The 14,570-nt window shown below is 63.0% G+C and carries 14 protein-coding genes; 11 read left to right on the plus strand and 3 right to left on the minus strand.

Annotated features, from left to right (window positions below; translation table 11 throughout):
• Nucleotides 1-30 precede the first annotated feature (30 nt).
• From PCO31010_RS07010 to PCO31010_RS07020, 3 genes are all read right to left on the minus strand, one after another.
• Nucleotides 31-912, minus strand: a complete 882-nt coding sequence (locus tag PCO31010_RS07010) for an ABC transporter permease (protein ID WP_052252378.1) — start codon at nt 910-912, stop codon at nt 31-33.
• Between the two features lie 23 nt (nt 913-935).
• Nucleotides 936-1,769 (minus strand): ABC transporter ATP-binding protein, encoded by an 834-nt coding sequence (locus PCO31010_RS07015; protein WP_150663648.1) that lies wholly within the window; start codon nt 1,767-1,769, stop codon nt 936-938.
• A gap of 201 nt (nt 1,770-1,970) precedes the next feature.
• Nucleotides 1,971-3,011 (minus strand): ABC transporter substrate-binding protein, encoded by a 1,041-nt coding sequence (locus tag PCO31010_RS07020; RefSeq protein WP_373275341.1) that lies wholly within the window; start codon nt 3,009-3,011, stop codon nt 1,971-1,973.
• A 262-nt stretch (nt 3,012-3,273) separates the two neighbouring features.
• Here PCO31010_RS07020 and PCO31010_RS07025 point away from each other — a divergent pair, with 262 nt between their 5' ends.
• From PCO31010_RS07025 to PCO31010_RS07075, 11 genes are all read left to right on the plus strand, one after another.
• The gene (locus PCO31010_RS07025) at nt 3,274-3,945 is read left to right on the plus strand and encodes a response regulator transcription factor (protein ID WP_046290162.1); all 672 of its coding nucleotides are present in this window, start codon (nt 3,274-3,276) and stop codon (nt 3,943-3,945) included.
• Entirely contained in the window at nt 3,938-5,332 is a 1,395-nt protein-coding gene (locus tag PCO31010_RS07030; RefSeq protein ID WP_246184497.1) for a sensor histidine kinase, read from the plus strand. The genes PCO31010_RS07025 and PCO31010_RS07030 overlap by 8 nt, the downstream gene beginning before the upstream one ends.
• Before the next feature lie 371 nt (nt 5,333-5,703).
• Nucleotides 5,704-6,504, plus strand: coding sequence for a sensor histidine kinase (locus PCO31010_RS07035; RefSeq protein ID WP_150663649.1), 801 nt, complete (start codon nt 5,704-5,706; stop codon nt 6,502-6,504).
• Nucleotides 6,501-7,160 (plus strand): response regulator, encoded by a 660-nt coding sequence (locus PCO31010_RS07040; protein WP_010807699.1) that lies wholly within the window; start codon nt 6,501-6,503, stop codon nt 7,158-7,160. The genes PCO31010_RS07035 and PCO31010_RS07040 overlap by 4 nt, the downstream gene beginning before the upstream one ends.
• Nucleotides 7,161-7,695: 535 nt before the next feature.
• On the plus strand, nt 7,696-9,093 hold the full coding sequence (locus PCO31010_RS07045) for a flagellin N-terminal helical domain-containing protein (protein WP_150663650.1): 1,398 nt from the start codon (nt 7,696-7,698) through the stop codon (nt 9,091-9,093).
• Nucleotides 9,094-9,249: 156 nt separating this feature from the next.
• Entirely contained in the window at nt 9,250-11,295 is a 2,046-nt protein-coding gene (gene fliD / locus PCO31010_RS07050; protein WP_150663651.1) for a flagellar filament capping protein FliD, read from the plus strand.
• Between the two features lie 15 nt (nt 11,296-11,310).
• Complete coding sequence (gene fliS, locus PCO31010_RS07055) at nt 11,311-11,745, plus strand: flagellar export chaperone FliS (protein ID WP_150663652.1); 435 nt, start codon at nt 11,311-11,313, stop codon at nt 11,743-11,745.
• The gene (locus tag PCO31010_RS07060; protein ID WP_150578041.1) at nt 11,738-12,076 is read left to right on the plus strand and encodes a flagellar protein FliT; all 339 of its coding nucleotides are present in this window, start codon (nt 11,738-11,740) and stop codon (nt 12,074-12,076) included. The genes fliS and PCO31010_RS07060 overlap by 8 nt, the downstream gene beginning before the upstream one ends.
• A gap of 41 nt (nt 12,077-12,117) precedes the next feature.
• On the plus strand, nt 12,118-13,521 hold the full coding sequence (gene fliK / locus PCO31010_RS07065) for a flagellar hook-length control protein FliK (protein ID WP_150663653.1): 1,404 nt from the start codon (nt 12,118-12,120) through the stop codon (nt 13,519-13,521).
• Nucleotides 13,518-13,889, plus strand: a complete 372-nt coding sequence (locus PCO31010_RS07070; RefSeq protein ID WP_150663654.1) for an EscU/YscU/HrcU family type III secretion system export apparatus switch protein — start codon at nt 13,518-13,520, stop codon at nt 13,887-13,889. Before fliK ends, PCO31010_RS07070 begins: the two co-directional genes overlap by 4 nt.
• A gap of 296 nt (nt 13,890-14,185) precedes the next feature.
• Nucleotides 14,186-14,557, plus strand: a complete 372-nt coding sequence (locus PCO31010_RS07075) for a hypothetical protein (protein ID WP_150663655.1) — start codon at nt 14,186-14,188, stop codon at nt 14,555-14,557.
• Nucleotides 14,558-14,570: the final 13 nt, after the last annotated feature.

The following is a 14,570-nucleotide window of genomic DNA, read 5'->3' on the forward strand; positions in this document are numbered from 1 at the left end:
GCCGCTTTGTTTTTGAGTCGGACGAGAAGATTACTCGTTAGAGAACGCCGCCGGACGCCACTTCAACAGCCGTTTCTCCAGCGACGTCAGCAACCAGTCCGCGCCCAGCGCAACCACGGCCAGCACGATCATCGCGGCGAACACACCGCTGGCGTTAAATGCACCCTGTGCAGTCGAGATCAGCAGACCGATGCCTTGCTTCGACCCGAGGAATTCGCCGACGACCGCACCCACGAGGGCGAAGCCGAAGCTCACGTGCAAGCTCGCGAGAATCCACGACAGCGCCGACGGAATCACCACCGACATCGTCACCTGACGGCGCGACGCACCGAGAATCTGTGCATTCGCAATCATGTAGCGGTCGGCCTCACGTACGCCCTGGAAAGCGTTCGCGAACACGACGAAGAACACCATCACCACGGCGAGCGCCACCTTCGACGCCATCCCCAGTCCGAACGCGATCACGAAGATCGAGCCGAGCACCACACGCGGAATCGAGTTGGCGATCTGGATGTAGAGACTGAACACATCCGAGAGCAGCTTGTTGCGACCGAGCACGATGCCGCAGATCACACCCGCCACACCGCCGATCAGAAAGCCCAGCACGGTCTCTTCGAGCGTGACGAGTACCTGCGTCCACAGCGGCCCTTGCGACGTACCTTCCACGCACCAGTCGTAAATCTGCTGAACGATCAGCGTCGGCTGCGAGAAGAAGAACGGATCGATCCAGCCGATGCGCGCCGCCACTTCCCAGCCGCCCAGCCCGACCACCAGAATCGCCACGCGCAGAAACACCACCAGCGCGCGACGTTGTTTGATACGGCGTTGCGCGATAGCTTCTTCGCGTGCCAGATCGGCGTCGCCGAGTCCGGCGGGCATCGCCGCCTGCATAACTTGTTCACTCATGTTCATATCCTCCGTGCGGTCCGTGCCACTTAACCGATCTTCACTTCTTCACGCAGATCCGCCCAGATCTCGCGCGAGATGTCGATGAAGCGCTGTTCGTAGCGGATCTCGGACATCACGCGCGGACGCGGCAGATCGATCGTGTACGTGTTCTTCAACGTCGCCGGGCGCGCCGTGAGCACGAACACCCGGTCGGCCAGCGCAATCGCTTCTTCGAGATCGTGCGTGACGAACACCACCGAGCCCGACGTCGACGACCACAGTTGCAGTAGCTCGTCCTGCATGAGCGTGCGCGTTTGCATGTCGAGCGCGGAGAACGGTTCGTCCATCAACAGGATTTCGGGGTTGTTGATGAACGTCTGCGCGAGCGCCACACGCTTGCGCATCCCGCCCGAGAGCTGGTGCGGATAGTGACCACCAAACTTGTCGAGCCCGACGCGCTTGATCCATTCGTCAGCCAGCGCATAAGCAGCTTCCTTCGACTGACCGCGAAACAGCGGCCCGGCGGCCACGTTATCGCGCACGCTGCGCCACGGGAAAACCGCGTCGTTCTGGAAGACGAAGCCGATGCGCGGATCGATGCCGTTGACCGGCTGACCCATCACGCGCACGCTGCCAGCGGTCGGACGCAGCAGGCCGGTAATCATCGACAGCGTGGTCGACTTGCCGCAGCCGGTCGGGCCGACGATGGCGACGAATTCGCCACGCGCCACCGACATGCTGAAGTTGCGCAGCGCGATGGTGGCTTTGCCGTCCGGCGAGATGAAGCGGCACGACACATTGTCGAACTCGATGGCGGGCGTGTCGCGTGACACGGCGCTTGCCGCGCGCGCCGGTGCCGTGGGGGTAATGGTCTGGGTCATGCCCGGCTCCTGAATGACGTCGGAACGGTGTTAAGCACTGATATTGCGTTTGCTAGGGCTGAACCGGTCCGCACACCGGACATGGGTCGGGTGCGGGCGGCCTGGCGTTTTACGGGTAAGGGCTGCGCGTCGTGGGGACCGCGCGCCGGTACTACAGGGTCAACCGATGCAAGTCGGTGCAGCGAGTCGTTTCAAACCGGCTTACTTGGCCTGATCGACGAACTCGTTGGTGTACGTCTTCGACAGATCGATGTGCTTGCCCTTGACGTTCGGGTTGAACGCGGAGAGCACCTTCAGCACGGTCTCCGGACCGTCCTTCGGCATGCGGCCGTCCGGCGAGTACATCGGCAGCGAATTCTGCAAGGCCTGCACGTACAGCGCCTTGTTGTTGCCGTAGTAGTCCTTCGGCATCTTCTCGGTGATCTCGGCCGCCGAGTGCGTGTTGATGAACTTGAGCGTCTTCACGAAGGCGCGGGCGAGCTTCTGAGCTTCCGGCTTGTGCTTGTCGAGCCACGCGCGCTGCACGTACAGGCTCGATGCCGGGTAAGCGCCGCCCAGCGCAGCGACGGTGCCTTCCATCGTGCGCATGTCGACGAGCACGGCCGCGTCGCCGGTCTTGATCAGTTGCGACGCGGTCGGCTCGGTGGTCATGCCGGCGTCGATGCGGTTTTGCTTGATGGCCGCGATGAACGTGTTGTCCGCGCCCACCGGCAGCACCGAGTACTGCGCCGACGTCAGACCGTGCTTGGCGGCCAGATACTGCGTAAGGAAGTTCGTCGACGAACCCAGGCCGGTCACGCCGAGGGTTTTACCCTTCACGTCGGCCATGCTCTTGATGGTGTCTTTGCTCTTGGCGTTGACCAGTTCCACTTCGCCCGGCACCTGCCCGAACACGACAATCGACTGGATCTCCTTGCCCTTGCTCTGCAAGTCGATCGAGTGATCGTAGAAGCCGACCACGGCCTGCACGGCGCCGGCAAGCAATTCGTTTTCGGCGTCGACACCGGCCGGCTGCGACAGCAGCTCGACGTTCAGCCCTTCGTCCTTGAAATAACCAAGCTGCTCGGCAAGCTTGGCCGGGAGGTAGATCATCTTCGTGATGCCGCCGACCATGATCGTGATCTTGCCGCTATCGGCAGCGAAACCCGGTGCGGCGCTCAGCGCCAGCGACACGCCGAAAACGGCGGCCAGAACGGGTTTCACGAAGGCTTTCGGCGCACGCACGCCAAGGCTTGCTCGCATTGTGGTGTCTCCATCGTTTTTAGGGATAATGGCCCGAACCGATTGCGGTGCCGGCCGGCCCGTCGTGATATCTCTGTCACTGGGCCCGGGCAGCGGTCCTCTGATGCGTATCCTCTGCCTTGGAGCAAATTGTAGAAAACCGAAGCTTTCATCAAGCTTTCGCCCCCTGCAGGTTTTCGCCCAATGCTCATGGGTGTTTACCCGCTGTTGGCGCGCCCACGTTCCACGGGCACACTCGCCGTCGCATTCTGCATTCGCCGTCATGAAACTGCTGCTGATCGAAGATAACGAGACTCTGGCCCACTGGCTCGCCCGCATGCTGCGCGACGACAACTTCACTGTCGACGCCGCACGCGATGGCGACGCCGCCGACCGTCTGCTGCAAACGGAAACGTACGACGTGGTGCTGCTCGATCTGATGCTGCCCAAGCTCGGCGGCAAGCACGTCTTGCGGCGGCTGCGCGAGCGGCGCAACAACGTACCCGTCATCATCCTGACGGCCAGCGGCTCAGTCGACGAAAAGGTCGATTGCCTTGGGGCCGGGGCCGACGACTATCTCGTCAAGCCGTTCGAAGTGCGCGAACTGATCGCTCGCGTGAAGGCGCTGGCGCGTCGCCACGCCCCCGAGCAAAGCGCCGATCTCGTGTGCGCCGATCTGAGCTATCACGCAGGCACGCGGCAATTCACGATTGCCGGTGCACCGCTTGCGTTGCCGTCGCGCGAGCACGCCGTGCTCGAAATCCTTATGCGCAAGCAGGGCAAGACCGTGGCGAAGAGCGCGCTGGTCGATGGCGTGTTCGGACTGGACGACGAACCCAGCGCCGACGCCATCGAGATCTACATCCACCGGCTTCGCAAGAAGCTCGAAACGAGCCGGGCGGCCATCATGACCCTGCGCGGTCTCGGCTATCTGCTGCGCGAGAAAGATGCTTAGTCTGCGCGTCCGGCTGCTGATGTGGCTGATGCTGCCGCTCTCGCTCTACATCGTGGCGACTGGCTGGCAGGCTTATCGCAGCGCACACGACACCGCCGAACTCGTGCAGGACCGGGCATTGCTCACCTCGGCGCAGGTCATTGCGGGCGAGCTGACTTGGGTGGACGGGGCGCTGCGTGCAACGGTCCCGCCTTCAGCACTGGAGTTATTCGCGTCGCCCGCGCGCGACCGGGTGTTCTATCAGGTGATCACCGAAGACGGAAAGCTGCTCGCCGGACCGCCCGACTTTCCGCATCCACCTCTGTTTCCGCAGACAGTGCCCACTTATTCGAACGTCACAGTGAACGGCGAGCCGCTGCGCGCGATCAACTTCGTGCGTACGATGTACGACTCCGGCCAGCCGCATCGCGTGGCCATCGTGGTCGCTGAGACGATGCATGCACGTGACGAGATGCTCGCGCAGTTGTGGAAGCCTTCGCTGCACAGACAGATCGCCATGGCCGCTTTAGCCGCCGTGCTGGTACTCATCGGATTGACGGTCGAGTTGCATCCGCTCATCCGGCTCAAGGACGAAGTGGCCGGACGCTCACCGCAGGAACTGGTGCCGATTCGCGCCGGACAACTGCAAACAGAACTGAGACCCATCGTCGACGCCATCAACCTGTGTATTCAGCGGCTCTCGGCACAGGCGCAACAACAGCGTCGCTTTGTCGCCGATGCTGCCCACCAGTTGCGTACGCCGCTCACGCTGCTCGACACGCAGTTGCAGTTCGCCGCGCAGCTCGACGACCGCGCCGCGTTGGCCGATGTGCTGGCCGCCATGCAGACGAGCAGTCGCGGCCTCGCCGATCTGACGAACAAGCTGTTACTGCTCTCGCAGGCCGAGGCGGCGGACACGCCGGCGTTCTCACGTTCGCGGGTGGATCTGGTGACGGTGGCCGCCGGGGTGCTGGAAGAACTGGTCGGGCTGGCGCAGCGACGCAACATCGATCTCGGGCTGGAGACGTTGGATGCGCACGTGTGGGTATCGGGTAATGGCGAGCTGTTTCATGCGATGGTCATGAATCTTGTCGACAATGCGATCCGCTATATCCACGAGGGTGGACGTGTGACCGTCGCGATCGACTGTCCGGACAGCACCGCCCGCCTGCGCGTCATCGACGATGGACCCGGCATCCAGGCCGAGGCACGTCAGCGCGTATTCGAACGTTTCTACCGTAACGCGCCGCCGGGTCAGCCCGGCACGGGTCTGGGGCTGGCCATCGTGAAGGAAATCGTGGCGGCCAGCCATGGCACGGTGACGCTGTCGCCGGGCGCGCAGGGTATCGGACTGATCGTCAGCGTGACGCTCCCCTTAGATTCGGAGACCGAAAGCAACGTCTCATAGGGAACGCCACCCGAGGCGGTTCACCGATGAGGCGCGTGGTATACCCGCGCCCTCAGCTGAAAGAAAATAACAATCGTATGAAATAACATCGTAAATTCAGGCGTTACGACTGTTTTGGACCGAGAATGTCGTTTGAAACATACGCTCGACTGGATACGCTAGGACAAACCCTGATATATTCAGGGTCTTCGCAGAAATCCCCTCAAGCAAGCGAAAACTTCTTGATCCAAATCAAATAGTTACGCATCGCTGTCAACCATGCGGGTGCCCGCCGCGTGTAATTGTGACGAAATGTAAAGTTTGTTAAATTGAATGTGGGTCTCGCCGCGTGGGTTGCGGCACGGGACTTTTTCTCTCAGGGATTTGCCTCCATGCCGTTTCTCGTCGATCCTGCCGCACAGGCTGCGAGACGTCGCGTGTCGATTGACGACGCGTTGCACACGCGCGCCACGTCGCCGCAGACGGTCGCACGCAAGATCGACGCGGCACGCGAAGCCGAGCGCACGCGACTCGCGCAGGAGATGCACGACGGGCTCGGCGCTCACCTCACGGCATTGCAACTGGTCGTCGCACGTCTCACGACGCGCGCGCCCGCAGACGCCGCCGAGTGGCAATCCTTCTGCACCCAGATTCAGAACGTAGCGAACGCTGCACAAGACGCGGCCGACGAACTCGTCGGACGCAACCGCCCACCCGTGCTCGATGCGGGCCTCGTCACTTCGCTGCGCGTATGGCTGCGCGGCTTTGGCGAGCAAAGCGGTCTCACGTGCATCTGGCGCTGCGACGACGTGACGCGCGAGCGCGTTGCGAACCTCACTCCCGACGCGGTGCTGGCGTTGTATCGCATCGCTCAGGAAGCGCTGACCAACGTTGCCCGTCATGCCCGCGCCACGCGCGTGGTCGTGGCGCTCGATGGCAGCCACCGTTCACTCAAACTCACGATTTCCGACGACGGTTGCGGGCTGGCCCGCGGCTCGCGTCGCAAGCAGGGACATTTCGGATTGGTTGGCATGCGCGAGCGCTGTACGGCGCTCGGCGGCACGCTACGTATCGGCAGTGTTCAAGGATCGGGGACGCTCGTCAGCGCACGGCTTCCCTGGCATCAGATCCTGCCTGCCCCGACCGGCCAGCACGGCCCGGAATCGCTTGCTCTTCACGGATACGCATCATGACGCTTAGAGTGCTCATCGTCGACGACCACGCCATCGTGCGCCAGGGCGTCCGGCAATTGCTCTCCGATAGCGGGAGTATCGCCGTCATTGGCGAAGCCGACTGCGGCGCAGAAGCGCTGGAGATGACCGACGCGGCGCAGTGGGACATCGTCCTGCTAGATATCTCGCTGCCGGACACCAACGGTCTCGAGATTCTCAAGACCCTGCGACGCAAACACCCGCGTCTGCCGATCATGATCTTCAGCATGTACGGCGAAGGTCAGTTCGCGCTACGCGCGCTCAAGGCGGGTGCCGCCGGCTACCTGAGCAAACGCTCGAATGCCCAACAACTGGTCTCGGCTGTGCGACAAGTCGCCGCGGGCCGCAAATACGTGAGTCCGATGGTCGCCGAAACGCTCGCCGACTATCTCGGACCGGACGCCGACCAGCCGCCGCACGAACGTCTGTCGGATCGCGAATACCAGACGCTGTGCATGATCGGCTCGGGCAAGCGCCTCACCGACATCGCCAACGCGCTGTCGCTCTCGGTCAAGACCGTGAGCGTGTATCGCACGCGTCTGCTAGAGAAGATGCGTCTGAATAACAACGCCGAGCTGACCTATTACGTGATGCAACACGGTCTGGTCAGCGCGGAGATGGGGCCGGTCTGCGCCTGATCACGGCGAGGGGCGCAACAGCGTCACCACATTTCCTGCCAGATTCCGCCGGGAATCCTAAGAACTAAGTACTCACTTCGTGGCCCGCAATCGCGGGCCACGCGCATTTCCGGGGACACATTCGACGGTCGATGCGCGGCCCTTAGAGGAATTTTCACGGCGACGCGAAAATTTTTTTCATCCACCGGGCGGGGTTTCCGCCGCTTGAGAATTACCGACCGCGCCATCGGGAATCGCCGACGGCGGTCAGCGCCTCGTCACCTCTCCGAGCCTTACAGGGCATGAATAGGCGGCACATTGCCCCTTTCCTTGACGGATCAATCGTGGAGGAATTTTGTAGACTGGCTTACTAGCGTTTTTCCGACATCGGCCTGGCAAGTCGATGGGGGCTGGCAAAGCATTTTGCAAATCCACCCTAAATTTTCCCAATGGCCGTCCGATATCCCCTACAACGGCGGCTTTCGGCGATTGGCTGGTGAGCCAAAGTTACGGCGCTTAAGCCGGAGCCAAAAAATTTTGGGAAAGGAGTGGCTAAATGTCATCTGTCATCAATACCAACATCTTCTCGACGATCGCCCAGCGTAACCTGAGCACGTCGCAATCCAGCCTGCAAACGTCGATCACGCGTCTGTCGTCGGGCCTGCGCATCAACAGCGCCGCTGACGATGCCGCCGGTCTGGCCATTACCGACCGTATGACGTCGCAGATCAACGGTCTGACGCAAGCTCAGCGCAATGCCAACGACGGCATCTCGCTGGTGCAGACCGCTGCTGGCGGCCTGTCGTCGATCTCGGACAACCTGCAACGTATCCGTACGCTGGCAGTGCAAGCAACGAACGCCACGAACTCGGCTTCGGACCGCGCCGCTATCGACCAGGAAGTTCAGCAACGTCTGTCGGAAATCACCCGCACGGCACAACAAACGCAGTTCAACGGTCTGTCGGTGCTCAACGGCACGATGGGCACGGCGAACTTCCAGGTTGGCGCTAACGCCGGCCAGTCGATCTCGGTCTCGCTGAGCCAGAACATGGGCGCCGGCTCGATCGGTGGCGTTGCTCTGGCAACGGCAACGACGGCTGCCAAGTTCGGTTCGATCACGCTCGACGCCGCCAACTCGATCTCGGTCGGTGGCACGGCAGTTGCGAACGGCACGTACAACACGGCAGCCGACCTGGCCGCCGCGATCAACACGGCCGCTGGCACGAACATCGCCGCCGCTAACGCGACGACGGGTGAAATCGACTTCACCAACACGACCGCTGCTGCGATCAACATGACGACGACCGGCCTGACCGGCGTCACCGTCCCGGCCACCCTGGCTGCTACGACGGGTACGGGTTCGTCGACCGGCGTGAAGACGGCTCTGTCGCCGCTGACCCTGACGGGCACCGACCTGACGCTGCAAGCCGCTGGCTCGGCCACGGCTACGTCGATCACCGGCACGTTCAAGACCGTGGGCGAACTGGCTGACGCCATCAGCGCCAGCGGCAGCGGCGTGACGGCATTCGTCGACTCGACCGGCAAGCTGAACCTGGTTTCGAGCCAGAACTTCACGGTCGGTGGCACCGCCGCCAAGCTGACGCAAATCGGCGTGGCAGCAGGCAGCTCGGCAGTGAGCGGCAGCCTCTCGACGGCTAACGCACTGACGGTTGACTCGGCTACCAAGCTGGTCGCTCAGATCGACGCCGCCATCGGCACGGCTGACTCGTTCAACGCAACGCTGGGCGCAATTCAAAACCGCTTCCAGTCGGCTGTGAGCAACCTGTCGGCAACGACGCAAAACCTGACCTCGGCACGTTCGGGCGTTCAGGACACGGACTACGCAGCGGAAACGGCTAACATGACCCGCTCGCAGATCCTGCAACAAGCGGGTATCTCGATGCTGTCGCAAGCTAACCAGCTGCCGCAGCAAGTGCTCAAGCTCCTCCAGTAATACCGGAGTAGTGCTTGACACACCCGGTGGGCGCGAGTCCGCCGGGTCGACGGCGGCGTCACTGCGAAACGGTGCCGCCGCCGCGTGTTTTACGGGCCATCGCATTTTTGGGCGGTCCGGGTAGCAACGATCAATTCAACGGAGTGAGAGCACATCATGGCAACTTCTAACGGACCGGGCACAATTTCCTCCCCAGGGATCGGGTCAGGCCTGGACGTCAATGCACTCGTCAAGAGTCTGATGACGCCTGCCACGAACAAGCTCACTCTGCTGCAAAACCAGGAAGCGGCGTACAACACGAAGCTTTCCGCCATCGGCCAGCTGCAATCGGCGTTGTCTGCGTTCCAGACCTCACTCAACACGCTCTCCAGCGCTTCGCAGTTCCTGCAAGTCGCAGCGGCAGTCGGCGACAACACGATCCTGTCGGCCACCGCCGACTCGACGGCCAACGTCAGCCAGTGGTCCATCGCCGTCTCGCAGCTCGCTCAGGCGCAAAGTCTGACCACATCGGGCTTTTCGAGCCAGACGAGTACGATCGGCACGGGCACGTCGACCAAGGTGACGATCACCCTTGGCACGATCACGGGCGGCACGCTGACGGACGGTAAATATTCGGGCGCGAGCTTCGCCGCCAACGCCAGCTCCTCGCCGATCAACCTCACGATCGACAGCACCAACAACTCGCTGACCGGCATTCGCGACGCGATCAACGCGCAGAACGGCGACGCCGTAGCGACGATCGTCAACGACGGCAGCGGCACGCCTTATCGTCTCGTGCTCACCTCGAAGACGACGGGCCAGAACATGAGCATGAAGGTCGATGTGGCCGCTGGCGGCGACCCTACGGTCACCAACCTGCTCGCCAACGATCCGACCGGCACGCAAAACCTGACGCAAACGAGCGCCGCGCAAAACGCTAACCTGACCATCAACGGTCTGGCGGTTACCAGCGCCACGAACACTGTGACCAAATCGGTCACCGGCGTCACGCTCAATCTGACGAAGGTCGGCTCGACCACGGTGACGACCAGCCGCAACTCTGCGGCCGTCACGCAAGCCGTGCAGTCGTTCGCCTCGGCTTACAACACGCTGCAATCGACGATCGGCAAACTCACCGCGTTCGACTCGGCCGGTAACGGCGCGAACAACGGTCCGCTGATCGGCGACTCGACGGTTCAGCTCGTGCAGAACCGTCTGACCCAGATTCTGAACGGCAAGCTGCCGGGCGTCGGCTCGACGGGCCTCGCATCGCTCGCGCAGGTTGGCGTGGGCTTTAACAAGGACGGCACGCTGTCCGTCGACACCACCGCCTTGAACAAGGCGATGAACTCGACGAACGGCTTCAACGCGCTCGCCTCGCTGTTCGCGACCAACGGTCAGACGACCGACAGTCTGGTGAGCTTCACCAGCTCGACGAACGCGACGCAGCCGGGCCAGTACGGCATCAACATTTCGCAGGCCGCCACGCAAGGCACCACCACCGGCGCGATCACGCTGGGTGCGACGACCACGATTGCCGCTGGCAGCAACGAACTTCAGATCTCGCTCGATGGCAACATCGCCAGCGTGCTGATCCCGCCGGGCACTTATACGCAGGACAAGCTGGCCTCGGCCATTCAGTCCGCGATCAACGGCAACAGCAAGTTCACCACTGCCCAGTCGGGCGTGTCGGTGGCGTCGAACAACGGCATTCTGACGATCACGTCGAACCGTTACGGCTCGGCGTCGAAAGTGATCGTCACAGGTGGCTCGGCCTACAACCAACTGTTCAACGGCAACAACACCACGACCGGGCTGGACGTCGTCGGCACCATCGGCGGTTTCACCGCAGTCGGTAGCGGTCAGACCCTTACCGGCGCCGCAGGCACCCCGATCGACGGCCTCAAGGTCACGGTGTCGGGCACGGCCACGGGCAATCGCGGCAACATCGGCTTCTCACAGGGCTTCGCATCGCTGCTGAACACGCAGGTCGGCGACTTCCTGAGCGCCAAGGGCGCGGTGACAAGCGCGACGAACAACCTGAACACGTCGATCAAGCAGATCAAGCAGCAGGAAACCGACTGGCAAGACCAGATGACGCAGATGCAGAACCGTTATCTGGCGCAGTTCACGGCGCTCGACGCGACGATGGCTAAGCTCCAGAACACCAGCGACTACCTCAAGCAGGTGCTCGGCGGTTCTTCTTCCTCGTCTTCGAAGTAAGCGGGGCAAAGAGTCATGTACGGTCAGAACGCCGCCAATGCGTATCGCAAAGTCGGGCTCGAAACCGGCGTCGTCGCCGCGAGCCCGCACCAGCTCATCGTGATGCTGTTCGACGGTGCCAAGGCTGCGCTCACCAAAGCCCGCATTCACTTCGAAGCTGGCCATATCGTCGAGCGCGGGCAAGCCATCTCGAAAGCCATCGAGATCATCGGCGGTCTGCGCGATGGTTTGAATATGGAAGTCGGCGGGGAACTGTCGCGCAATTTGCGTGATCTCTACGACTACATGGGGCGACGTCTTCTCGAAGCTAACCTCGAGAACAACGTAGCCAAGATTCAAGAAGTCGACACCCTGCTCGAGACAATTGCATCGGCCTGGCGAGCGATCGCCCCGGCTGCCGGCACGGGTGCCCCCGCCGCGCAGGCGGGCACCGGAGTGCGCTATGAATGAAGCCACGACTTTGCTGAACTGCTACGAAAGTATTGCCGGTCTCACGGAGCGCATGCTCGGTGTGGCGCGCGATGGCGACTGGGATGCCCTCATCGATCTCGAGACGCAGTATCGCGCACAGGTCGACTCGATCAAGCAACTCGACGCCGATCTGCCGTTGTCCGACGACGAGCGTACGCGCAAGCACGCCATCATCCGCCGCATTCTGGCCGACGATGCTGCCATTCGCGATCTCGCGGTGCCCCATCTGGCGCACCTGGACGCCATGATCAACAGCACGCGCCGTCAACGTGCCCTGCACGAAGTCTACGGCCTGAACCTGGGCGCCTGACGCGCGCCGCGCGTCACATCGCCCGCATTTCGGAGTAAGGCATGGCCGGTCTCGACTCGGTTCTGGCCACGACACTCGCACGGCGGCTCGACACATTACTCGGCGTGGGGGTGTCTTCGACGACCGCGCCCAACGCCGTCGCCGGTTCACAGCCGACGGGCGACGCCACTTCCGCACTCGGCGACCTCGCCACCAAGACCTCACCCACAGCCGTCGCGCTGGGCAATGCAACGTCGCAAACGGCCGCGCGTGTCCCCACGCCGGTTCAGCAGGCGACGCTGTCCGCCGCTGCGCGCACCATCGATACCATTCTGCGTCTTGCCCCCGACTCGCCCGGCCCCGTGCAGGCGAGCGCGCCGGTGTGGCCTGCGGCACCCGGCACAGGCGCTCCGGCGCTGGCACCGCTCGTTGCTGCCGCGCTGAAGGAAGCGTTGTCGGCGAGTGGCCTCTTCTATGAATCGCATCTGTCGCAATGGGCCTCGGGCAGCCGCTCGTTCGAGCAGTTGCAGGCCGAGCCGCAGTTGCGCTGGCCAGCGTCCGCCAATCTTGCCGCGCAGTTGCGTGCGGCCGGTGCGGATGCCACGTTGCCCGGGCCCGGGCCGCTGACGCGCCTGCTCGGCCCGGCAGGCGGCGAGGCTGCGCTGGCCACTGGCTGGCCGACGTTGAGTCCGTCCGCCCTGGCACCGTCCCTGCCGTCGGCCACGCCGAATCCCACACCCGGCCAGCACGGCACGCCCCCCGCTCAGGGCGATACCAGCGACGGTGGACTGCGCGCCAGTGCGAATCTTCCGAACACGGCGACTGCGCTTGCGCACGCCGCAAGCGTGGCGCATACGACAAGCAGCGTGCTGCCGACGGGACATGACGGCGGCGATGCCTCGCTGGCGGCAAGTGGCACGTCGGCGAACGCACAACAGCACGGTGCGGCGGGTGCGATTGCGGCCGTCGCGAATACGCCAGCGGAGAGCGTGACGCTGGTCCGTCAGCAACTCGACATGCTGGTCAATCCGCAGTTTCAGTGGAACGGTATGGCATGGCCCGGCGCGCCGATGGAGTGGCGCGTCGAAGAGCGTCCCGGACAGCAAGCGCCGGGCGAGGCCGCTGCGCCGTCGACGTGGCATACGCATTTGCGTCTGACGCTGCCGTCACTGGGCACCATCGACGTCACGCTGGGCTTATCGGGTCAGCAGTTGCAGGCACGCCTGCTCACCGACTCGACGGCGTCGACAGATGTACTGTCGAACGAAGGCGAAGACCTGCGCCACCGGCTGGCGGCCGTCGGCCTGATCGCGAGTCAGTTGTCGTTCGGCGCGTTGGACGAAGCCGGTGAGGTCGCGGCGCAGGGGGATACCACGGTGCCCAGCGTGTCACCCGCCGATGTTGAAGTCGCAGCGTTACCCGTACCCGTGACAGATACCCCGCCGCAAACCGGAGGTGAGGCATGACGTTGCCACCGGAACGCCGCACTGCGGTCGCCCTCGCCTACGGCGCAAAGGATTCCGCCCCGCGTGTCGTCGCGAAGGGTTACGGCCTGCTGGCCGAGACCATCGTGCGCACGGCACGCGAGCATGGCCTGTACGTGCACGAGTCGCCGGAGCTGGTGAGTCTGCTGATGCAGGTCGACCTCGATCAGCGTATTCCCGCACAGCTGTATCAGGCAGTCGCCGAGCTGCTGGCATGGCTCTACAAGCTGGAAGCCGGACGCGGCGGCAAACCGCCCCCGCTCCCCCCGGGCATCCTGCCCCCGGAAGTCCCGGCCGACGCATCCGCCGAAAACCCGCCACGACTCCCCGCCTCACCCCCGTCCGCCTGACACCGCAAGCGCTAGGTCGCGCCATACACGCTTGATGCGTGTGTGGCGTGAAGCTTCCGAATTGCACTCCATGCGAGTGCGTGCTACTCGCTTGATTTTCCGAGGTATTTGACGTTGCTGACGCGTCGGGATTCGACACGCCCGTCTCGTCGTTTGCACAGGTCAATAGCATGAGTCTTCGGACGTTCACGCGAAACGCCCGTCTCTCCAGACAGCTTTCTTGACCGAAGACTATGCAACTCATCTCTTTTCCCGACGCTCGTCGGTCCGGCGCAATGCCTTGCGCCTCACATTTCATGTCCCCGCCTATGCCGACGCTTTCGCACGACGCATTTCTCGATTGGATTGCCGCAGAGAAATCCGGCGTGTTCGCGATATCAGAGGCGGAATTCTGGCGAATCGAAGTCATCGTCGACGATGAGATTCGACTGCTGGCGGATACGACATCGACTGCCGCAAGAGCCTTTGCGACGTTGAGCGACGTCTCCGATTTCCTGCTCGCCCTGGGCATCAACGAATTCTCCGTGATCCCGAATCCTTCGGCGTTACGCGCCGCGGACTATGACAACTGGGTCTTGCAGGCGATTCAGGAAGCCGTTCGCGAAGCGGATGCCCCCGATACGAAGTGGGTTGCTAACGACGAGGTTGAGGAAGCGACCAAAACCTGATCGAGGGCAATCA

This window comes from Pandoraea commovens (genome assembly GCF_902459615.1).
GTDB lineage: Bacteria > Pseudomonadota > Gammaproteobacteria > Burkholderiales > Burkholderiaceae > Pandoraea > Pandoraea commovens.